Raw genomic sequence first — 21,043 nt, forward strand, 5'->3', positions numbered from 1 at the left:
AACATTAGACACAAATACTACATGTAATGTTGAATTTATTACCTATTCAAAATTCTGTTTGTTCATTTTTTCTTAAAATACAAAAATATTTAACTTATAAATATACAAGCTATAATAGGGATGTCTAGGGATAACCTATTAGTACCTTAGAAAATATCAACTTTCTAAAATTGGACAAGATGAAAAAATCACTCATAGAAAGGTGTGTAATCAAAAGAAAATTCATTAAAAATTCTTTAGTAGCAAAAGACATCGCATTAGCTATGCCTTAGCAATGTCTACAATGTTGACGAGGTTATTGAAGCGATATAAAGGGATGGAAGACAGATGTCTCACGAATTAAAAGCAATAGTTTTAGGGGGAATTCTGGACATACTTACAATTTTTTAATCCTTATTCACTTAAATATACCCATCTACAATCAAAAGATTTTGAAAGCGTTAACAAACGTTGGATTTTAGATTCAATTAGAGAAGAACACACGATTTGAGGAACTTGTAGGAGATTCATTTTCCAGAACGACTTATATTCCTAAGACTTAAGAATAGGATACAAGGAGGATTTATTATATGAATGGGAATACTGCTAAAAAAATAGAATTGCAATCTGAAAATGCTGTGATTACAAACGAGAAATATTTGGATCCTAAAAAGTGGCATAAGCAAGATACTACGTGGGCATTGAGCCTTTTTGGGACAGCAATTGGAGCAGGAGTACTCTTTTTACCAATTAATGCAGGTTCAGGTGGTTTATTATCATTATTACTCATTACATTACTTGCCTATCCAGTTATGTATTACTCACATAGAGCGCTTGCTAAAATGATATATGCTTCCAATTCTGCCGATGAGGGAATTACGGGTACAATAAGAGAGTATTTCGGAAATAAGGCGAGTATTATTTTTAACATCGTATACTTCGTCTCAATTTATACAATTGTCTTGATGTATTCAGTTGCACTTACAAATACTGCAAGTAGTTTTATTGTGAATCAATTACATATGAAAGAGCCCTCAAGAGCCATTTTATCGCTTGTCTTAGTACTGGGTCTTATCGCTATACTAAATTTTGGTCAAGATATCACTGTAAAAATTATGAGCTTGCTAGTATACCCTTTCATAGCTTCTCTACTATTTATCGCAATATCTCTAATTCCTCAGTGGAACACATCAATGCTTAGTTTTTCAGATGTCTCTACTGCTTCAACCGGAACAGGTTATTTGGGAACGATATGGATGATACTACCTATCATAGTGTTTTCATTCAACCATTCTCCAATGATTTCGTCTTTTGTGATAAAACAAAGATCTATGTATGGAATAGAAGCAACTGATGCTAAATGTGCTCAAATACAAAAAGTTTGTTATATCATGACATTCGTTGTTGTTATGTTCTTCGTTTGGAGCAGCGCACTGAGTTTGACTCCAGATGATTTAAAAGTGGCAAAAGAGCAGAACTTATCAATCCTATCCTATCTCGCTAATGAACTTAATTCGCCAGTAATTACGATTGCAGCTCCTATTATTGCTTTTATGGCTATAACAAAGTCTTTCCTTGGTCATTATATAGGATCATATGAAGTAATGCGTGACATGATTATCAAATTTGGTAAAACACGTGGAAAAGATATAGAAGAAAAAACAGTTAAGACAGTAATTCTTACTTTTGTCGTATTAACATGCTGGTATGTTGCTTATGCAAATCCAAGTATTCTTGGGCTCATTGACGCTCTAAGCGGTCCATTAGTTGCTGCTATCTTATGTCTATTACCAATGTATGCGATCCGTAAAGTACCGGTATTAGCTAAATATAGAGGTAAAATGAGCAATGTATTTGTTATTATTGTAGGAGTACTTACAATCTTAGCAAGTATTAAATCTTTATTCTAACTTACTAGTTGATTATCGTTATTACAAATCAGAATAACAAATTATCAAAACGAAAAGAAGTTGACGAACGATGTGTACAAACATAAAAAATCTATATATATTAAAAATTTAATTTACGTTTGTCTATATTAATATACTAGGATTAACCAAGAAGCATCCAACAAATTATTATTAATCACTACATTTTCTTTCATAGTATGTCAACGTATAAAAAGACACTTTCTATAGTGTCTTTTTATACGTTATAAGATGAATACACTAACTACATACTTATAATTGGAGAGCTTTTGTGAATATCTTCTGTGAGTTGGTCCTTTTCTTTCCCCGTTCATTTCTTCTTTTGAAAAGGTACCCCTATATGGACTAAATATCATAAAATGTTAATTTTCTTTTGCTTGCCTATATATTCAATCGCCATCCAGCCATTTTTGGGTATGTTCGATAAAACGTTTTGTCGCTGGTAATGCGTGTTTAATTGAAGTAAGTGACAACCCAAGCGATCGTTTAGGTTTGTCTTCCAATTCCACAACCGTAACATTTTTGCATTGTCCTTGTAATGCGAGTTCAGACATGACACTGATTCCAAGGCCGTTCTCCACCATCGCGACAATCGCATGATCATCACCGGTTTCAAATTGGATATCGAGATGAACCCTAGCAGCTTGTAATACTTTCCTAACATCGTAACCACATGAAGAAGCAGGCATAATAAAAGGCTCTTTCTTGAGCTGATCGTACTGAATTATAGATTGTTTACTTAATGAGTGATTTTTAGGAAGGACACATAGCATTCGATCTTTTCTTAGTGGAATAGATTCTAGATGGCCCGACGACGGTAGTGACATAAAACCTAAGTCAATCACCCCTTGTTGAATCCACGTTTCAATCATTCCATAATCACCTTCCATTAATTTGATTTCAATTCGAGGATATTCCAAGTGAAATCGATGAATGATTGCAGGCAACCAGTGAATAGAAACGCTTGTAAAGGTTCCGATGCGCAAGGTTCCTGCCACTATCCCATTAATCTCTGCAACAGTTTGCTTCAATCGCTCATTATGATTTACTACTTCACGAACATGCGTTAAAACACGCTCACCATTTTCTGTTAATCGAACACCCGTTTTATTCCGGGATAACAGTTGAAAACCATACTCCAATTCAAGACTTCTAATCGCATGGCTGACACCTGACTGAGTCACATTCAGTGCTTCGGCCGCTCTTGATAAGTTCCCCATTTCAACCGTCTTCAGAAAGATTTCTAACTTAGTCAGACTCATCGATTCTCCTACTTTCTCATGTATGAATTTTGTTCAAGTATAACATTACATATATTCGTTTTACTAATACTTGAATCACAATTAAACTAAGTACATAAAAATTTTAAAGGAGAACTAAAAATGAAACCAATAAAGGCTAATCTTATGATCTTACTTGTTACAATGACCTGGGGTACTTCCTACCTTTTTATGAAAATCGGATTGGAAACTGTCCCTTCATTTTCTCTTGTTGCATTACGCTTTGGTATTGCTTTTTTGGTTTGTGCTGCTGTTTTTTTTAAACAATTTCGTTCAATTCATTTTGTCACCTTAAAATACGGCTTTATTCTAGGATTTTTACTTTTCGTTGTATCTGCTTCAGTCATCTTAGGTTTAAAAACGACATCAGCTTCAAATGCTGGTTTTCTAGCCAGTTTGACCGTAATCTTTATCCCTTTATTATCTATCGTTCTGTTTAAGGATCGACTGAGCTACAGACTAATCATTAGTTCCCTTGTTGCAATGACTGGAATTGGTTTACTGACTTTGAATAATCAATTAACACTTAATTCTGGAGATTTACTCTGTATACTCGCTGCTCTCTTTTATGCTTTTCATATTATTGTCACCGGAAGGGCGGCTAAAGTTGCCAATACATTGCAGCTTGGAATTCTTCAGTTGGGATTTGCAGGAGGGTTTGGCGTACTCTCTGCCCTGATTTTCGAAGAACCGCAACTTCCATCCACTAAAGAAAGTTGGATCGCTGTACTGGTATTAAGTATATTCTGCAGTGCTTTTGCCTACATCATTCAGGTGATGGCACAGAAATACACAACACCGACACATACAGGACTCATTTTTTCATTAGAACCTGTATTTTCTGCACTATTTGCATACCTGTTCATGAACGAAGTATTGTCACTCAAAGGGTATATCGGAGCATTACTTATTCTAAGCGGTGTTATACTTGCTGAGATAAAAGTAAAACGAAAATCTACATTATTGCTCTAAACCTAATCGTTCTTAACATAACAGAATCGGCAATTGCTGTCTCTGGTTTATATATTATTAGGGCTTTATCAACATTGTTTACTAATATTTGGTCAGGAAGTCTTGTAGATCGTTCAAATAAAAAATATCTCATGATAGTACTAGGTTTATTTTTTATGCGAGCCCCCTCACCATCAATTTAAGAATTAAAAAAGAGGGGATTATCCCCCTCCTTTTTACGCTTGCTCCGACTGTCGGAATTATTTAATATAACCACGATTCAACTTAGTTAACTTTTCATTGATGTTAAAAATTCTTACTCTAATATCTTTAACACCAGCTGCTTCAAGTCTGCTCTTGTGCATTTCCGCATATTTTTCAGCATCTTGTTTTTCTTCAAATACATAAATGCCTCCAGCTTCTTTTGTTTCTTCATTCTCAGTCCATATTTTCCAGTGGAATCCTTCTTCTTCGTTAATACTATTTGCTAAATCCCAAAATCCTTTTTCCATTTCTTCACCAAAAGGACCTTCAAACGGAAAATCAACTTGTAATAAATATGCCATCTTCACTCACTCCTATTTTAATATAAAATTCATCGAGAATTCCTTTGTATAAAAATTCTTCCCATTCTTTTACTGATCATGATTCGAATGAAAGTAATGTCTAAATTCGTATTGCTATTATTATTCAAGCACTAATTGGAGAATCCCCCTATTTGTAACATAATCACAAAACGATAGTAACTTGAACGCATAAAGTGAAAGTTTAATAGTTTTCAGTTATGTTTAAAAAATGTGATACAAACTTATCCCTAAACTAAGGACAAACAAAACAAGTGCAGGTATTGCTTTCTTAAAGGGATCTCTCGCTAATACAATTAGAGTTAATGCGGCTGCAAGCATCGTACCGCCTAATAACAATCCTGCTAATAAAGCTACTGTTGGAATCCAAATTCCTATCAACATTCCAATCGCTCCTACAATCTCAAAAGCTCCAGTTAAGAAATTAAAAAACGAAGGTAAACCAAATCGTTTGAATTCATCTGCCATTTTCCCCGATATAATTTTCGTTCCTGTCATTAAAAAGAACAGAAACAACACTACTTTTACAATATTGATGAAAATTAAAATAGTAATCACACCTTTCTTATTATTTGATAAAAACTCAGTATTGTTCAGGTAGTAGTCACTACCTTTACCCTATTTCCTGAGATTACCCGTATGGAAGTCGCTTCAATTTACATTACCCTTCTCAATATTAAAGGGCCGGAAATTATATGCTATAGCATATATAATACGAAAATTTGACTGGTACTAGGTAAAAAAGTGACCCTGAATCAGATATGATACAAAATAAAGTTATCTTCCCATTCGTCCAAACAAACAAAAATTATATGCTATAGCACATATAATACCTAAAACAAAGTTTGTTCCTTATGAATAGCGTAGCATCAATAAGGAACAAATATTAATAGTGTGTATCATACAATTTGTTTAATAACGATTGTAATACTTTAATTTCTTCCTCGCTCAAATTACTCGTAACGAAATGGTGAGCGTCTTTCACTACAGGCAAGATTGTTTTCTTTAACTCGTCACCTTTTTCAGTTAAAAAAAGGTTATGTGAACGCCTATCTTGGTCATTCAAAGCCTTCTTTACAATCCCTTTTCTCTCCATTGACTGTATCATTCTAACAACAGTAGTTTGATCTTTATCAATAGCTTCCGCCAACTCTTTTTGAGTAGTGCTCCTTTGGCTACAAAGAACACTAATAATCCCCCACTGCTCTGGCGTAACTCCATACGGCTTTAATTTCTTCGTAAAATAATTGGTCATTTTCACGTCAGTACGGTGAACAAGATAGCCTATTAAATCATGTAAGTTCATATATCACCTCTATAAATTAAAATATAAAAGGATATAGCATACCAGTCAATCATTCACAATGAATGTATTTGTTTCACCATATATATGCTATGGCACATATATTAAAGTAGATTATTTTAATTGTCAAATGATTTACCTATTATTTTTCGAAAACAAAATCGCACCCTTAGATTATAGCAGGAATAACTAATCTGACGTATTTCTCTGGCGATTTCTCCCCTGTCGTTTTATGATATTCTAATAACATTTGATAAAATATGGTATCTACAGACTGTCAAACACCTTTCAAGATACCTCATCCCGTTCTTGCTGTTGCAAGATAAACAGCATATAATCAGTTAACCACCCACATTAGCAACGAAAACATAAAGAAAAGGCATTCCAAATATGAAACACCTTCTTTCGTTTTATAAAACCATCCACTTAAATCTATTTTACAAATATAACATTCAACACGCTGAAATCTTCTATTTAACGTAATCACTCATTTAACTAAAAAACTTAGTTAATTGCACAATGCTCTTCTGACTTTTCTTGCAAAATTTAGTGGATCATCAACGTCTTCGATATTAACGTAAATCAAATTTGGATCATCACATAACCACTCATTGTGTATAGACGAAACGATTATTCCTTGTTTAATAATTGTCGCCACAAATTCAGTGACTTCTTTTTGTAAGAGTGCTACTCGACCTAGGCATAATGCCCGTCCAGTTTTATTGTCTCGTGATTCGAATGAAAAGGAAGTTGTTACTCTAAAACGTTTTCCTAAGATTGTTGCTCGTATTTCATCCCTGTTTATTGTTGCCACGCATTTCCCACCGGCGAATCCTTCTTGCCCGCCAATAATTCTTGCAAACTGTTGACAAATTAATTCATCATTAAACGCCATACCTTTAATCATCCCCCCTTTTACTGTTAGGTTATGAATGAATACATAGGTCTGAAACGGTAATGAATCTAATCTATTAAAAAAATGATGGCAATCTACCGAGAGCTATTAGCTCAATTATTCTTGATTATTTAAATTAACTCAGCTATATATATTAAGACATTTTTAAAAAGCATAAAAAAGACACCCTAAGGTGCTATCCTCCGACTTGAGAATCGTATCTATGTATGGAGAAATTTAGAAAAGACAAATACAAAAGAGAAAATTCTAACTATAATTTATAGAACTCTTATGCCATGAATTACTTACATATTTCCTTATTTACCAGAAGAAGAATCTCAGTTACATTATTTTCTGAACAGTCTCGTTAAAGCCATCCCAAGAAATCCAATGCCCATTCCTATTAGCCATCCAGTTTGGGCATTACCTAACATAGATCCCACTCCTCCACCAAGAAACATACAGCCAACGAATACTAATCCTCCAATTCCCCAATTCGGCCGTTCCATAATTCAATCACATCCTTTCAATAAAACATATGCGATTAGCTACCTCAACTTTCTTCCATAGGATAGCTCATTATTTTGCTTAAGTTTAGCGCTTCAAGTAATTCATAAGATGTGAAGCTTGAGTCATTTATATAGATTGTAGAAGTATGAAGATTTTCCACATTTTAAAATAGTAAAGTATAAACATGAAAAAACACCTAACAAATTTGTTAGGTGTTTTTTCAAATATGCGATATTTATTTAATCTTCATTATTGATTTCTATTGTACCTGTCCTAGCACTAACTTTTAAAATATTTAACAGATTATCAGGTGTCTTGATTTCCACTTCATATTCAAATTTTGATTGTGCTAAGTTGTCATCTTCTAATTCAAATTCTTTTTTCACATTCATAATTTCTCCATTTGTATGAGCTAAAGAAATTTCACGAACTTGTTTCTCTGTGTAGTTTTCATTCTTTTTTGCATAATTGTAACCCATACCATAATATCCACCAACAATAGCAATACCACTTACTAAAATAGCAATTACACTTATAATTATTTTCTTTTTATGTTTTAACATTTTCATCCACTCCTTAATGATTAATCATCTATTCCAAATCTTGCTTCAAGTGCATTTTCTGCTTGCTCTAATTGATCTTCCAGTATATCGTGTTCTTTTTCTTGCGTTTGATATTGTTCAACAGTTATCGTTCCAGCGTGATAATCTGCTTCTAGCTGATTATCAGATAGATCTATCTTGTCATCCAATTGGTCAATTTCTTTTTTTGCTGCTAAGTACGTATTTAAGTTTTCTTCTTTTGCTCCAACTGGTTTCGTTTTATTTGCCTTTTCTACAATAGATGTGACTTCGTTTTTGAAATCTTGTATTTGCTTCTTATCATTTGTAGCAGGCCCTATTTTGTTTGGTTCTTGTTGTAGTTGAGCGACTTCTTTTTGTAATTTATCATTTTCCACTTTCAGTTGTTGTACTTCTGTATTGTTATCAGCTTGAGTAGAACAAGCTGTTAAGAATAAACAGGACATTGCTCCAATCAGCATCCATTTTCCCATTCTGTTTTCCTCCCTTTACATGTGCACCTTATCCTTGCCTTTATATTACTGAACAAACATTAAAGGAAGATTAATGTACAAAAAAATAAAGTGAAGGCTTTTACAGGCAGTTAATCCCTACCTAACTCCCTCGCATTCACCGAATTTTGAGGGAGTAGTCTTACTGCCCGTTAATGCGGGATAAAATGATATAATTAACTAGTTTCTAATCTTTCTTTAATGTTTTGGAATTATAGTGATACATATTAATAAGAAGAAAAGGAGAATGTTAATGCGAGTTCTTATTGTCGAAGATGAACAAGACTTACAAAATATATTGGTGAAACGATTAAATGCAGAACATTATAGTGTCGATGCATGTGGGAATGGAGAAGATGCCCTAGATTATATAAACATGGCTACCTACGATTTGATTGTCCTTGACATTATGATTCCCGGAATAGATGGTTTACGCGTATTACAAAGATTACGCGCGGACAATAATGCAACTCCTGTCTTGCTTCTTACAGCTAAAGATACAATTGATGATCGTGTAACAGGACTCGACTTAGGTGCGGATGATTATTTAGTAAAGCCGTTTGCTTTTGATGAACTGTTAGCAAGAATTCGAGTGTTAATGCGAAGAAAAACAGGAAATACATCTAATGTGTTTGAAATCGCTGACCTAGTGGTAGATTGCAATATGCATAAAGTAACAAGAGGAGACCAAGTTATCACTCTTTCCAGTAAAGAATTTGCTATTTTAGAATATATGATTCGTAATAAAGAAGTTGTGCTGACACGAGATAAAATTGAGCAACATGTGTGGAATTACGACTATGAAGGCGGATCGAATATTATTGATGTTTACGTCCGCTATCTTCGTAAAAAAATTGATAGCCAGTTTGAAACGAAGTTAATTCATACAGTACGCGGAACTGGTTACGTATTGCGAGTAGAATCATGAAAAGACTATCAATAAAAATGAGAGTGACCCTGTGGTATACGGGGCTAATTGTAATTATTATGGCACTCGTGTTAGCTTTTATTTTAACTTCTTCAGATAAAGTTTTGCTTTTTAATATGAAAGATCAATTAAAGAGCACAGTAAAAGAAAGCATGGAAGATATCGAATATAAGCATGGGCAGTTAAAGATTGACGATGATTTTGAAACCTTAGAAGATGGAGTAAATATAAGCATTTATAGTAAACAAGGTGAGCTGTTGGTAGGACATAGTCCAACAAGCTTTAATAAAAAGATATCGCTTAAATCCGATGAAATACAAACCATTAAAGACGGCAATAAAGAATGGATAGTATATGATTTTCTCCATAATGCAGGCGGCGATGAGCAAGTCTGGGTTCGTGGAATAATGACTATGAACCAATTATCCTCAACGATGAATACGCTTATCGTAGTAACGATCATCTCATTCCCATTACTTATTCTCATTGCGGCAGTCGGGGGATATTTTATTACGCAAAGAGCTTTTCGACCTGTGCAACAAATGAGTGATTCAGCTAGTAAAATTGGTGATGGTAAAGACCTTTCGAAGAGAATTAATTTACAGGGTTCACCGAAAGACGAAATATATCATTTAGCACAAACCTTTGACAAAATGTTTGAGCGATTGGAGACATCATTCGAAAGTGAAAAACAATTTACATCTGACGCATCTCATGAATTAAGAACACCAACATCTGTTATTATTTCGCAATGCGAATACGCTTTATCGCAGAGAAATAATCCGAAAGAAATGGAAGAATCGTTAGAAGTAATTTTAAAACAATCACGTAAAATGTCCGCTCTAATCTCACAACTCTTATTATTAGCACGAGCTGACCAAGGAAACCATAATACTTTCCAATTTGAATGTATCAATATGAGTGAATTAACGGAAATCGTTGTAGAAGAGCTTTCATTAATGGTTCAAGAAGCTTCGATTGATATAACAACTAATATAGAGGAAGACCTATTTATTAAAGCAGATCAAACATTGATGATGCGCTTATTAATGAATTTACTAACGAATGCGATTGCTTATAGTAAAGCGAGCGGAACTGTGCATATGCAACTATTCCGTGATGAAACCAACATAATAGGTAAAGTCTCCGATAATGGCATCGGCATCAGCGAGCAACATATTACTAAAATATGGGACCGCTTCTATCGAGTTGACGCAGCACGAACATCTTCAAACATCGGAAACACAGGTTTAGGATTGTCGATGGTAAAATGGATTGTCGAACTACATGGAGGAGAAATTACGGTTGAAAGTAAATTAGGAGAAGGCAGTACTTTTACATTTAAACTACCAATTGAAAAAAGAGCATAATTTATACGTGTCTGTCGCTTCAGAATAAAGATTGATTCAAAGGCTCTCTACAATCCTTATGTAAAAATAACTGACGCATTTTAAACATCATCGATTTTATCATTTTGGACAACCTATTCTGTTAAATTAATATACATGCGAAAAAACTATCAAAATAAAACCCCAGAAATCCAATGGTCTCTGGGGCTTCATTATATATTTAGCTCTTTTTGCTTTTTGTTTTGTTTATGTCTATACAGTAACTTTCGACTTATTAGAGAAATCACTAATAAGGTCAGAATTAATAAGATAAGTTGCATAAATGATAGATCAAAATATTTAGCACCTGTAACGATTAAAAGTGTAGAAATCGTGCCTTTTACAACGAAAAAAATAATAACCCATAACCCGCCTTTTTTCCAGTTCATTTTATATTACCCTTTCCTACGTTTAAATTCTTAAAATATTTAATGATAGTTCGTAAATATGACAACTTAATAGAAATCTATTATATTAACAAAAAATTCATGTCTAATTAAATGCGACGATTCTATATTAAGTGAAAATGATATTCATTGTCAATTTTATTGATTATTTGAATACTTATTCTTAATCTCTTTCTACTTTGTTTCTTATAAGCAATACACTTTTATATTCAAACAAAAACACCTCCATTACATTTGCACACTTAGTATGCGAATGCAAGAGGTGTTTTTTCATATACCATCAGGTAAGATTTCCTGCTTTGTTTATTTCTAGATACGTAGCTATTTTTTAGTACACAATTACTGGATCATACGTGTTCAAACTATCATATACAGTTTTTGCAACATTAGGAAGAAGGTTCACACACCCACCTGATCCTCCTGTTAAATAAGCATTATTTCCCCAGTCTTTTCGCCAGCCGGCATCGTGGAATCCTTGACCGCTATTTGTGAATGGAACCCAGTAATCTACTTTAACCGCATAATCAGCTTTCCCTACTGCGCTACCTCTTAGCGTGTACGGTGTTCGTTTGTATAGGACGTACCACACACCTGGTGATGTATCTTCACCCGTGCTATGTTTACCCGTTACTACATTTGTTGTAACGACTAATTTTCCATCTTTATAAATCCAAATTTGTTGCTCTGCAATTGAAACTTCCGCATACGTGTCTCCGATGCCATTATTCGATGTTGTTTTATAACCGATACCTTCCTTCTCCCAACCATTTCCGTGAATATTAGAAGCAGAAAGCGACTTTTCGCCTTTCTCAAAGGCTTGTTGAACTTGTTTAGTTTCTTTTTCAACATCTAGTGCCCAGCCGTAGCCTTGCCCTTTTACTGATATAACTGAACCGGAATGCGTTTTAAATGAGAAATCTTTATTTAATGTTGATTTGGCATTATTAATTTCAGTAATTTTCTTCTTAATGTCACTCGCATCAATTGTAACTTTCATATCCTTTGACATAGAGGCATTTTGAATTAAATCTTTCGCTTTTAAAGGATAAACTTCATCCTGCACTTTATACTCAACAGACTGCCCAAGAAGATTCTGTAGTGCTTTCTCCTCTTTTTTGACAATCGGATCGTCTTCTTTAATAGGTTTTATGTATGCAGACTTCAGATGAATTTCGCTTTTATATTTTTGCTTATCGTAATCTTTCAGTAGACTAGTAACGTCATACTGTTTTCCTTCAACACTTTTCGAAATAACAATTTTCCCTTGTTCTAGCTTCGCCATAGCATCTTGAGGCGCTTTTAATTTTTCATTCATAGAGATGAGCGTTTCTTCTACAAGTTTTTTCATCGTTTCACTACGATACTGATCTGCCTTCTCTGGTAGTAATGAATAATTTTCTCCCTTTGAGGAAGGGAAAAATGTCCACTGACTTTTTAATAGTTTCTTAACTTGAGGCAAATCTTTTTCCGTAAGTTCCGTTTTTGTATCTTTTTCATCTAAAATTTGTTCTTGATCAACATAGACTTTGTTTGCTAGTCCAGATGTCTTTAATTTCTGTATTGCCTGATCAGCGCTCAGACCACCAACTTTTGTGTCATTAATTGTAACATTCGAATTGAAGTGAGTTGCCTGATAATAACTCATTCCCCCAATAAGAAGTGCAATTACACCAATACCCACTGCGATAAACTTCCAATTTGTATAACGTTTTTTGGATCTTACTCGTTTTTGATCAATTTCTTCAACTGATTCATTTGTTGTATTGTTGTTCATCAATCTTTCCCCCGTATGCATTAACGTCAAACGATTTTCAACTAAAATCATAGACTAGTGTACCTTATTTTCCCTAAAATTTCATTATTTCCGACCACATTTTATCGCAATTTAATAATTAAATTTAGATTTTTTAATAGTACGATGCATTGAACAGCCCTTTACAAGTCATAAAGTGAAACTTAAATCAACCGTCACACCAAGAGATTTAGCTTAATATTCTAGGGGGAAATTTTTCTCTTTACGTAAAATACGAATTATATTATCCATTTTTATGAACATCAACCCCTAATTTTGTCAAAAAAATAAACGATAGTCCTTCTACATTTTTGATAAAAGGACTATCGTTTTTTTCAGTTAGAGTATTTGTATAATCGTTTAACTTTTTATTTCCTGAAGGTCTAACGTGATGAAGATGATGAAATTTCATCTCATAGCCTTTAAATGAAAAACATTATGTTTTTTATGACAATCAAGTTTATTTTTATAAATTAAACCCTTAGCTTGATGCCTCCCATATATCCAGCAGCCTAAGATTAAGTAAGAGTCCGTTCAACTAGATTTTTTCTAATATTTTTAGGAGCGTCTTATTTCAGTATCGTTATATTACACTAATAGAATTTAAAACACATCCGTATGCTATTTAGTAGAATTTACGATTCGAGACATAATTATTGCAGTAGCCAAGATAATAATAGCGGTTATCAAACCAGATTCTCCAATCCAAATCTCAGTTTGATCTCCTGTACTTGCACGTGCGAAAGGTCCTTGAATAATGGCATTCCAAGTAGTATGAATGATAACCGAAGGCCAAACGCTACCTGTGATAAGTCGTAAATAAGCTGTAATATAACTGAATGGCACAATACAAAAATAGATGCCAAGTACTGAAAGTAGGGCAGATGTTCCCTCTACATATAGACCAGCAATAACAATTGGAACATGCCACGTTGCCCAAATTAATCCGCTAATAAGAATGGGACGTGAAAACTCTGCATCGATTAGCCTTGTGAGCATATAACCTCGCCATCCTATTTCTTCCCCCATAACTGGGATTAAGTTAAGCAAGCTTCCTAAAACTCCGCTCAGTACTACTATAAAAATGAAACTTAATGGTATCGGTAGATATTGAAATCCAAGTATATTGTAAATAGGTTCTAGCATACCACCTTGCGGGGGCTGAAACTTCGCAATTCCGCTCAACCAGGCGATAGAATAAGTAATTCCACATATAATCATAGGTATTAACAGAGCAAAACCAATCCCCTTCCATATCTTTAAGTTACCGAGACTAAAAGATACATCTTTAAACCCTTCTTTCAATATTATGCGAGTCAAAATAGAAGAAAATGCTGGGGTAAACATATATACCACAATAAGCGGCATACTTTTAGTAATCATTACTACTACATTTAGAATAATAGAAGTAATGGTTAAGATACTTAGAAAAAGTTGAAGTCCTATTTTAGCACGATGGATTTTATCTTTATTGTGGAACGATTTTGCGTGTAATAACATTGTAATCCGCCCTTCCCCTTTTATTCATTTGTTTATCAAATTTACTTCCTGTCATTTCAACAGCTACAACTTAGAATAAAAATATTTTGACATACAGATCATTCATCTTTAAAATCCCTCCCAAATTCATAATCTAGTCTTACTTGCGATTCAACAATTTAATTATTATTTATAAACTGTCATAGCCGATAGTACAAAAGTGTAATGATTAACCTATGACTTGTGTCAATTAATCTTATGACAATATGTAACTAGAAAATATGATATGGAATAAATAACAATTAAATTAAGGCAATTGATTCGTGCAAGTACATGAATCAATCTTGTTTATAAAAATAATTCAATTGAGGTGGGCAACAATGAATAAGAAAAGAATGATTGCAATGGTTAGTACAGCTTTATTAGTCACAGGATGCGCGGAAGTAGGAAACGCTCAAACTGTAGCAGTCGAAAATTCAGGTCAATCAGTCCAAAAAAATATAGTTAAATCAATACAATCACAGGCTAACCCATTAAAAACGATAGAGCCGTCAAAACCATTTGAAGATTTAAAACCACTTAAGAAAATGATTGGGAACGCGCAATATGTAGGATTAGGAGAGAATACTCATGGAAGCTCTGAAATTTTTACTATGAAGTTTCGCCTTGTGAAATATTTGGTTACTGAAATGGGTTTTACGAATTTTGCAATGGAAGAAGATTGGGGAAACGGCTTAAAACTAAATGAATATATCCAAACAGGAAAAGGAAACCCTAGGGAATTTTTAAAATTGTTATATCCTACTGATGAAATTATAGCCATGATTGAGTGGATGAAAGATTATAATGCTGATCCATCCAATAAAAAAAAGATCCAATTTATTGGGCTCGACTTAAAGGCGTTGGACCAAGGTAGCTTTAATAAAGTAATTGATTATGTAAGGCTGCATCGACCAGATTTGCTGGCAGAAGTAGAAGAAAATTATAAAGAATTGTCTTCTTTTACTGGAAGTATACAGGAATATATGAAACTTGCTCCTGAAAGGAAAGAGAAGTTTAAAACAAACGCTGGGAGAGTAGCCCGATTACTAAAAGATGAGAATGAACAAGCCAACACAGAAATAATTCCATCCGAGTACATCTGGGCGAAAGCAACAGCAAGTGCAATAGAGAAATTTACCACAATGCTACTTCCTAACGACTATCCAAGTATAATAAAACTACATGAACAATACTTGGCCGATCATGCAATGTGGGCACAAGAGACATTTGGTGGTAAAACGATGGTATGGGCACACAATATTCATATAGCTAAAGGAATTATCGATGAGAAATTATACCCTTATGTTGCGGGGCAATTTTTGAAGGAACGTTTAGACAATAATTATGTCACAATTGGTAGTACAACTACGGAGGGGAATTTTACCTTATACAGCGAATATGATCCTTCCACTGGAGGTAAGATTACAACTGACACTATTCCACAAGATGTAAAAAGTTTCAATTATACTCTCGGGAAAGTACCATATAAAATGTTTTTATTGGATAACCGTCACCTTAAAGGACAAGCAGAAAAATGGGTTAAAGCAAAAAGACCATTACTAAGTATAGGGGGACAAATCATCCCGAACAGTTCGGTGTACTTTGATACTTCATTGCTTGAGCAATTTGATATTATTTTTCATATTCGAAAAACAAGTCCATCTCATATTAAATAAAAGTACAAAACAATCCCGTTCTTGCAGATGTAAGAACGGGATTGTTTTGTGGGGATTAATAAAGTGAAACTTTAATCAGCAGGTTTTTGTTCATCCCCCAATGATTATTAGCCTTCACCAATCGTGCGTTTACCGGCAGCCCGCCCCCCACCTAACGCTGAATTTTGGGGTGGGAGTCTTACTGCCTGGCAAATAGCGGGATAAAAGCATCTTTTTTAACCAGAAGTAGGCTACTCTCCCCTTTTTAACATCATTTAGAACTGTCATATGACACTTTTACACTAGTGAGAATGACAAAAAAAGCAGTATGATTCGGTTATTACATAGATAGGAGCGATGAACTTTATGAAATCAAGATTCATCCAGAATGGTTATTTTTTATTGCTAACTTTCGTTACAGGATTGTTTTATTTTTGTTTTTATATAATAGCTCTGCTATTTAGTTTAACCCTTTCATTTACTGTTGTTGGGATTCCATTAATTATGCGCGTACTACAGACTACCACACCCTTTATCCAATTCGAGCGCATACAGACGAAAATTTATACAGATATTTCAACAGACTCTTACGATAGAAGTATAACAATGAATACATCGAACTGGTCTCAGGTGAAATTAGTGCTAACAGATCGTCACACTTGGTGTGCTGTCTATTGGTTAATGCAGAAATTTGCGATTGGCATTTTCAGTCTCATTAGTGCAATCATTTTTTATGTAATGCCACTTATGTTCCTGTTGGCACCACTACTGTATCGATACATCGATATGAACATTATATTCATACAGATAGATACTTTTGCCAAGTCACTCTTTGTAATGTTTATGGGTATAGTATTTACCGCCATAAGTATTAGAATAGTAGATGGTTTGACAAAGAAAATTGGGGGCTATACACGTAGTATGATTCGGCAACTAAATCAATAGAAGTTTGCAGTCTGTGAGTAGTATCGTAGTTTTAAATTAAAAAGTATAATAAGGCAGAAAGGATTAAATTATAATATAGGAAGTAAAATGGTAGGCTATTTAGGGGGTAAAGGACTTGTTAGATATGGTTAAGTATTGGTTTTGGTATGATTGGATTATGTTAGGGGTACGCCTACTTGCTAGTGTGTCTATCATTCTAGCTACATTAAATTTTCAGGATGGTTTAACATTACCACTTTGGATTATTATTCTTTGGGAAATTATTGCCTTCTCTGTTCCATGGGTAGCCTTACTATTCAATTATAAATATTATTTGTTCACAGAAATACTGCTGTATGGTGGACTATGTATATATTTAACCTTATTATTTCCAGAAGCTTACAACACATTTCTTATATCGGTGTTTCTAATTGCTGCGAATAGTAAGCATTTGTCCTATTATTGGACAGCTCCAATAACGGTTTTTATAACAACTGGAATTTTCTATGCGGTTGCGCCAAGTAATAGCTATTGGGTTATGGTCACCTATTATGGATTCGCATATGTAATGGGCTTCGCTTTTCATTTATTAATCGTCAATCATAAGCAAAATGAATCAATTCGTAAACAAAACGCGGTACTTGAGCAATATATGTCTCAAATTGAACGCATTACACTGGCTGAAGAACGAAACCGACTGTCAAGTGAGCTTCATGATACAGTTGGTCACGCTTATACTTCTATTATTATGGGGATGGAAACGTTGCGCACCGAACTTGCTACTGAAACGGGTATACAGAGGCTAGATTCTCTGCTTGAAATGGGACGTAAAAGCATCGAGGATGTGAGAGGTTACCTACATCAAATGGATTCTCCGTGTCAATCGCCTTCCTTGATTCAATCTCTACAAAATCTTGGAGCCGAATTTCAGGAGCACGCTCAGGTAAATGTAAGTTTTCGGGCATACGGAGAGGAATATGAATTATCTCGGCAAGCGAAAATCGCGTTCATTCGCTGCTTACAAGAATCTCTTACAAATGCAGTACGTCATGGTCAAGGGACTGAAATTATAGTTACATTGCAGTTTGAACAACAATATACGAGATTAGAAGTTCAAGATAATGGAAAAGGAAATGTAGAATGGCAAGAAGGCTTCGGTATGAATGCGATGAAAGAGCGGGCAATGAATTTGCAAGGTCAATTGTCTGTATATACAAAGCCAGATGAAGGAATGCTTGTTACATGTACCATGCCGCGACAAACTGAAATAAAAGATGGACTTATTCGTTTGTTAATTGTAGACGACCAGCCATTTGTTCGGGAAAGTTTGAGGACACTACTCGATAGATATGAAGATTTAAATGTAATCGGTTTGGCCGAGGATGGCAATGAAGCCATCGATTTGTGTGGGCGCCTTCAACCCCATGTTATACTTATGGATTTAGATATGCAGCACATGGATGGAGTCGAAGCAACCAAAAAGATTAAGCAACAATGGCCACATATCCGCATATTGATTTTTACTACTTTTCAGGATACCGAACAGGCGTTGGAATCGCTTCGCAACGGTGCGGACGGTTTTTTACTCAAATCTATTGAAACATTGGAGCTAGCTAATACGATCCGACTTATTCACAAAGGTGGGACACTGATTGATCAAGGAATGTCTCACAAAATATTTGAGAAGTTTGATGCGCAAAAAGAGACACCACAATCAAAAGCAACCGCTTATGAGCTAACAGCTAGGGAGATAGAAATATTGCAGCTAGTAGCAAAGGGACTTCGATACACTACCATAGCATCAAGGTTATATTTATCGAATGGTACGGTCAGAAATTATGCTTCCACAGCTTATACAAAGCTAGGAGTCCGCAACAAAGAAGAAGCTGTGCAAAAGGCTCTAGAAATTGGAATTATTGAATAAAAAAACGTTTTTTGTTTCTTTACAGCAAGGTAAAATGTAATTACAAGGTACAGTAAAAGATAAAGTGAAACTTTAATCAGTGGGGTTTGTTCATCCCCCACTGATTATGAGCCCTCACCAATCGTGCTGCCTGTTAATGCGGGATAAACAACATCATTACATTAATCTTTTTTAGGGAGTACAATTCCTTTAAATAATCGAACAGTAATCCAGTAATACATCGAGTAAATTACTACAAAAATAACAAGTGGTAACCAAATGCGAGAGTACGGATCGATTACAAGAGGGCTAAACATGTTCATACCAACTAATATATGAGTAATCCCTACAATTGCTGGGAATAAGAATATGAAGAATAACTCTTTATAAATTGATTTTGTTAATAACTCTCGGCGAACACCAATTTTATGAAGCATTTGATAACGTGTTACATCTTTTGATGCTCCCGACAGAACTTTAAACATTAAGCAGCTTGCCATCATTGCTAAAAATGCAATTCCAACGAAGAAACCCATAAACATTAGTCCGCTGGCAAAATCATGACTCATAATATATGTTTGATACTTACTACCCAATTCTTCCGCTTTCACATTTTTATATTTTGCTATCTGTAATTCATCAAGTTTTTTCCATTCTTTTATGTATGATCCAAAATCATCTGTTTTCCCCATAAACACAATACTTTCTTTCCCCTTCAATCGATTGTATATTTTATAATCTACAATTTTCATTTCATAATCAGGATATAAATAATTTGGCTGGATTGTTCTGAAAGCCTGAATCCATTGTTTTGTGTCTGTCTCTCCTTCAGCCCGTTTCATTGAAAACGCACCAATTGGTATTTCCTCTGAAACTTTCTCTATTTTCATACCTTGCAAGAAAGGGCGATTTTTCTCTACATCTTCTTTAAGATAATAAACATATCTATCATCAACTTTGTAATGATATTCAAGTTTTTCTTGAAATAAGATACTACCCAAAATTGTCTTTTCTTCCGCTGTTGGATTATGAATAACTGAATCGTAAATTTGTATTTGATCTGTAATTTTTAGGATGTTGTTTTTAAATGCCATACCACAAGCAATTCCACCAGCACCAAGAGCCACTAAAATTGCTACTGTTGCAAGCACATTTGTTAGACTATTAATGCGGAAATTTAATTGTGCAAAAGTAAAAGCATTAAGGCCTTTTTCACTACGTTTTTTATTACTCTTTAGCTTGTTAATCATAACTGGAAGAAGTGATCCAAATATAAGGTAAGTACCAACAGTTGCTGAGATTAATCCAACGGCCATTAATCCCAAAACAATTAGCGAATTTGCATATGATATATAAATAAGTGATGCATAACCAATACCCAATAAAAGAATACCAAGGAATGCAACTACAACTGTCATTTTTCCTTTTATGGCAACACGTTCTGTTTGTTCATCAGCATGTACAAGTTGCAGTACAGAAATGCGAGATAATTTAATACTATTCATAATTGCAGATAATACAAAGAGTGCAAAGAAAAAGATGCAAGTAATAGCTATAGATGGCAGATAAAATGCTTTATAACCTTCGCCAGCAAACTCGAGTTGTTTCATTAATAGCTGACCGATACCTTCTGCAAGTCCTACACCAATTGTAATTCCAATCAAAAGAGAGGTGGCACCTAATATGATTGTTTCGATAAACATAAGTAATGTAACTTTATGCTTTTTTGCTCCTAACATCATATACATACCAAATTCTTTTTGACGAAGAGCTGATAAGAAAGAGTTTGCATATAAAATATAGAAAAATGTGATAATCGCTAACAAAACGGAACCAATTTTAAAGACAGCCATAATATCCCTAATAGAAGAGTTAGATTCAAGGAACGTTTTATTGGATGCTAGCGTTTGAAACATATAAAAAGTTGAAATAGAGACAATAAGACCAACAAGTAAAACAATGTAATCTTGCAACTTACTTTTTAGGCCTGACATAGAGAGCTTAAATAACATGATTAAACTTC

At 34.3% G+C, this 21,043-nt stretch carries 19 protein-coding genes and 1 pseudogene; 8 read left to right on the top strand and 12 right to left on the bottom strand.

Annotated elements, in window-relative coordinates; translation table 11 throughout:
- The first annotated feature begins 569 nt into the window (after window positions 1-569).
- Window positions 570-1,889, top strand: coding sequence for an aromatic amino acid transport family protein (locus ACO6VI_RS25505; protein ID WP_161519807.1), 1,320 nt, complete (start codon window positions 570-572; stop codon window positions 1,887-1,889).
- A 407-nt stretch (window positions 1,890-2,296) separates the two neighbouring features.
- Here the strand turns inward: ACO6VI_RS25505 and ACO6VI_RS25510 are convergent, their stop codons facing one another.
- Window positions 2,297-3,169: a LysR family transcriptional regulator gene (locus ACO6VI_RS25510; protein WP_098355525.1), complete on the bottom strand. Its 873-nt coding sequence runs from the start codon at window positions 3,167-3,169 to the stop codon at window positions 2,297-2,299.
- Between the two features lie 120 nt (window positions 3,170-3,289).
- Here ACO6VI_RS25510 and ACO6VI_RS25515 point away from each other — a divergent pair, with 120 nt between their 5' ends.
- Both ACO6VI_RS25515 and ACO6VI_RS25520 read left to right on the top strand, forming a co-directional pair.
- The gene (locus tag ACO6VI_RS25515) at window positions 3,290-4,159 is read left to right on the top strand and encodes a DMT family transporter (protein ID WP_161519806.1); all 870 of its coding nucleotides are present in this window, start codon (window positions 3,290-3,292) and stop codon (window positions 4,157-4,159) included.
- Window positions 4,141-4,311: pseudogene (locus tag ACO6VI_RS25520) on the top strand (MFS transporter); the annotation flags it as partial. The gene ACO6VI_RS25515 and the pseudogene ACO6VI_RS25520, both read left to right, overlap by 19 nt.
- Window positions 4,312-4,398: 87 nt before the next feature.
- Here the strand turns inward: ACO6VI_RS25520 and ACO6VI_RS25525 are convergent.
- From ACO6VI_RS25525 to ACO6VI_RS25555, 7 genes are all read right to left on the bottom strand, one after another.
- Entirely contained in the window at window positions 4,399-4,704 is a 306-nt protein-coding gene (locus tag ACO6VI_RS25525) for a monooxygenase (RefSeq protein ID WP_023522446.1), read from the bottom strand.
- A 222-nt stretch (window positions 4,705-4,926) separates the two neighbouring features.
- Window positions 4,927-5,277 carry a DoxX family protein gene (locus ACO6VI_RS25530; protein ID WP_033657524.1) on the bottom strand — a complete coding sequence of 117 codons (351 nt, stop codon included), beginning with the start codon at window positions 5,275-5,277 and terminating at the stop codon, window positions 4,927-4,929.
- Between the two features lie 331 nt (window positions 5,278-5,608).
- On the bottom strand, window positions 5,609-6,028 hold the full coding sequence (locus ACO6VI_RS25535) for a MarR family winged helix-turn-helix transcriptional regulator (protein WP_001048563.1): 420 nt from the start codon (window positions 6,026-6,028) through the stop codon (window positions 5,609-5,611).
- Between the two features lie 505 nt (window positions 6,029-6,533).
- Window positions 6,534-6,932, bottom strand: a complete 399-nt coding sequence (locus tag ACO6VI_RS25540) for a DUF1259 domain-containing protein (RefSeq protein WP_000589729.1) — start codon at window positions 6,930-6,932, stop codon at window positions 6,534-6,536.
- 335 nt (window positions 6,933-7,267) lie between these two features.
- On the bottom strand, window positions 7,268-7,429 hold the full coding sequence (locus ACO6VI_RS25545; RefSeq protein ID WP_000441009.1) for a hypothetical protein: 162 nt from the start codon (window positions 7,427-7,429) through the stop codon (window positions 7,268-7,270).
- Window positions 7,430-7,669: 240 nt separating this feature from the next.
- On the bottom strand, window positions 7,670-7,993 hold the full coding sequence (locus tag ACO6VI_RS25550; protein WP_063547896.1) for a PepSY domain-containing protein: 324 nt from the start codon (window positions 7,991-7,993) through the stop codon (window positions 7,670-7,672).
- A 20-nt stretch (window positions 7,994-8,013) separates the two neighbouring features.
- Window positions 8,014-8,484 carry a hypothetical protein gene (locus ACO6VI_RS25555; RefSeq protein ID WP_088020618.1) on the bottom strand — a complete coding sequence of 157 codons (471 nt, stop codon included), beginning with the start codon at window positions 8,482-8,484 and terminating at the stop codon, window positions 8,014-8,016.
- Between the two features lie 271 nt (window positions 8,485-8,755).
- Here ACO6VI_RS25555 and ACO6VI_RS25560 point away from each other — a divergent pair, with 271 nt between their 5' ends.
- Both ACO6VI_RS25560 and ACO6VI_RS25565 read left to right on the top strand, forming a co-directional pair.
- Complete coding sequence (locus tag ACO6VI_RS25560; RefSeq protein WP_001264528.1) at window positions 8,756-9,430, top strand: response regulator transcription factor; 675 nt, start codon at window positions 8,756-8,758, stop codon at window positions 9,428-9,430.
- Complete coding sequence (locus ACO6VI_RS25565; RefSeq protein WP_088020617.1) at window positions 9,427-10,800, top strand: sensor histidine kinase; 1,374 nt, start codon at window positions 9,427-9,429, stop codon at window positions 10,798-10,800. The genes ACO6VI_RS25560 and ACO6VI_RS25565 overlap by 4 nt, the downstream gene beginning before the upstream one ends.
- A gap of 191 nt (window positions 10,801-10,991) precedes the next feature.
- Here the strand turns inward: ACO6VI_RS25565 and ACO6VI_RS25570 are convergent, their stop codons facing one another.
- From ACO6VI_RS25570 to ACO6VI_RS25580, 3 genes are all read right to left on the bottom strand, one after another.
- Window positions 10,992-11,207, bottom strand: a complete 216-nt coding sequence (locus ACO6VI_RS25570) for a hypothetical protein (protein WP_001104104.1) — start codon at window positions 11,205-11,207, stop codon at window positions 10,992-10,994.
- Between the two features lie 346 nt (window positions 11,208-11,553).
- A complete protein-coding gene (locus ACO6VI_RS25575; protein WP_142340405.1) occupies window positions 11,554-12,999 on the bottom strand; it encodes a L,D-transpeptidase family protein in 1,446 nt (481 codons plus the stop codon).
- A gap of 639 nt (window positions 13,000-13,638) precedes the next feature.
- Window positions 13,639-14,517 (bottom strand): CPBP family intramembrane glutamic endopeptidase, encoded by an 879-nt coding sequence (locus ACO6VI_RS25580; RefSeq protein WP_098851873.1) that lies wholly within the window; start codon window positions 14,515-14,517, stop codon window positions 13,639-13,641.
- Between the two features lie 359 nt (window positions 14,518-14,876).
- Between ACO6VI_RS25580 and ACO6VI_RS25585 the strand changes: the two genes are divergently transcribed.
- The 3 genes from ACO6VI_RS25585 to ACO6VI_RS25595 all read left to right on the top strand — a co-directional run bounded on the left by ACO6VI_RS25585 (window position 14,877) and on the right by ACO6VI_RS25595 (window position 19,041).
- Window positions 14,877-16,214, top strand: a complete 1,338-nt coding sequence (locus tag ACO6VI_RS25585; RefSeq protein ID WP_161519805.1) for an erythromycin esterase family protein — start codon at window positions 14,877-14,879, stop codon at window positions 16,212-16,214.
- A 345-nt stretch (window positions 16,215-16,559) separates the two neighbouring features.
- Window positions 16,560-17,138 (top strand): sensor domain-containing protein, encoded by a 579-nt coding sequence (locus tag ACO6VI_RS25590; protein WP_088020616.1) that lies wholly within the window; start codon window positions 16,560-16,562, stop codon window positions 17,136-17,138.
- A 115-nt stretch (window positions 17,139-17,253) separates the two neighbouring features.
- Window positions 17,254-19,041 carry a response regulator gene (locus ACO6VI_RS25595; RefSeq protein ID WP_422424399.1) on the top strand — a complete coding sequence of 596 codons (1,788 nt, stop codon included), beginning with the start codon at window positions 17,254-17,256 and terminating at the stop codon, window positions 19,039-19,041.
- A gap of 161 nt (window positions 19,042-19,202) precedes the next feature.
- Here the strand turns inward: ACO6VI_RS25595 and ACO6VI_RS25600 are convergent, their stop codons facing one another.
- Window positions 19,203-21,032 carry an FtsX-like permease family protein gene (locus tag ACO6VI_RS25600; protein WP_422424400.1) on the bottom strand — a complete coding sequence of 610 codons (1,830 nt, stop codon included), beginning with the start codon at window positions 21,030-21,032 and terminating at the stop codon, window positions 19,203-19,205.
- Between the last annotated feature and the right edge of the window lie 11 nt (window positions 21,033-21,043).

Source organism: Bacillus sp. PSXD-155, from assembly GCF_049310765.1.
Taxonomy (GTDB): Bacteria; Bacillota; Bacilli; order Bacillales; family Bacillaceae_G; genus Bacillus_A; species Bacillus_A cereus.

What these genes read in the sequence shown, in the direction of transcription:
- ACO6VI_RS25515 (WP_161519806.1), top strand. Translation starts at nt 3,290, where the DNA reads ATGAAACCAATAAAGGCTAATCTTATGATCTTACTTGTTACAATGACC.
- ACO6VI_RS25560 (WP_001264528.1), top strand. Translation starts at nt 8,756, where the DNA reads ATGCGAGTTCTTATTGTCGAAGATGAACAAGACTTACAAAATATATTG.
- ACO6VI_RS25505 (WP_161519807.1), top strand. Translation starts at nt 570, where the DNA reads ATGAATGGGAATACTGCTAAAAAAATAGAATTGCAATCTGAAAATGCT.
- ACO6VI_RS25585 (WP_161519805.1), top strand. Translation starts at nt 14,877, where the DNA reads ATGAATAAGAAAAGAATGATTGCAATGGTTAGTACAGCTTTATTAGTC.
- ACO6VI_RS25510 (WP_098355525.1), bottom strand. Translation starts at nt 3,169, where the DNA reads ATGAGTCTGACTAAGTTAGAAATCTTTCTGAAGACGGTTGAAATGGGG.
- ACO6VI_RS25580 (WP_098851873.1), bottom strand. Translation starts at nt 14,517, where the DNA reads ATGTTATTACACGCAAAATCGTTCCACAATAAAGATAAAATCCATCGT.
- ACO6VI_RS25570 (WP_001104104.1), bottom strand. Translation starts at nt 11,207, where the DNA reads ATGAACTGGAAAAAAGGCGGGTTATGGGTTATTATTTTTTTCGTTGTA.
- ACO6VI_RS25535 (WP_001048563.1), bottom strand. Translation starts at nt 6,028, where the DNA reads ATGAACTTACATGATTTAATAGGCTATCTTGTTCACCGTACTGACGTG.
- ACO6VI_RS25575 (WP_142340405.1), bottom strand. Translation starts at nt 12,999, where the DNA reads ATGAACAACAATACAACAAATGAATCAGTTGAAGAAATTGATCAAAAA.
- ACO6VI_RS25540 (WP_000589729.1), bottom strand. Translation starts at nt 6,932, where the DNA reads ATGATTAAAGGTATGGCGTTTAATGATGAATTAATTTGTCAACAGTTT.
- ACO6VI_RS25600 (WP_422424400.1), bottom strand. Translation starts at nt 21,032, where the DNA reads ATGTTATTTAAGCTCTCTATGTCAGGCCTAAAAAGTAAGTTGCAAGAT.
- ACO6VI_RS25550 (WP_063547896.1), bottom strand. Translation starts at nt 7,993, where the DNA reads ATGTTAAAACATAAAAAGAAAATAATTATAAGTGTAATTGCTATTTTA.
- ACO6VI_RS25545 (WP_000441009.1), bottom strand. Translation starts at nt 7,429, where the DNA reads ATGGAACGGCCGAATTGGGGAATTGGAGGATTAGTATTCGTTGGCTGT.
- ACO6VI_RS25565 (WP_088020617.1), top strand. Translation starts at nt 9,427, where the DNA reads ATGAAAAGACTATCAATAAAAATGAGAGTGACCCTGTGGTATACGGGG.
- ACO6VI_RS25590 (WP_088020616.1), top strand. Translation starts at nt 16,560, where the DNA reads ATGAAATCAAGATTCATCCAGAATGGTTATTTTTTATTGCTAACTTTC.
- ACO6VI_RS25525 (WP_023522446.1), bottom strand. Translation starts at nt 4,704, where the DNA reads ATGGCATATTTATTACAAGTTGATTTTCCGTTTGAAGGTCCTTTTGGT.
- ACO6VI_RS25555 (WP_088020618.1), bottom strand. Translation starts at nt 8,484, where the DNA reads ATGGGAAAATGGATGCTGATTGGAGCAATGTCCTGTTTATTCTTAACA.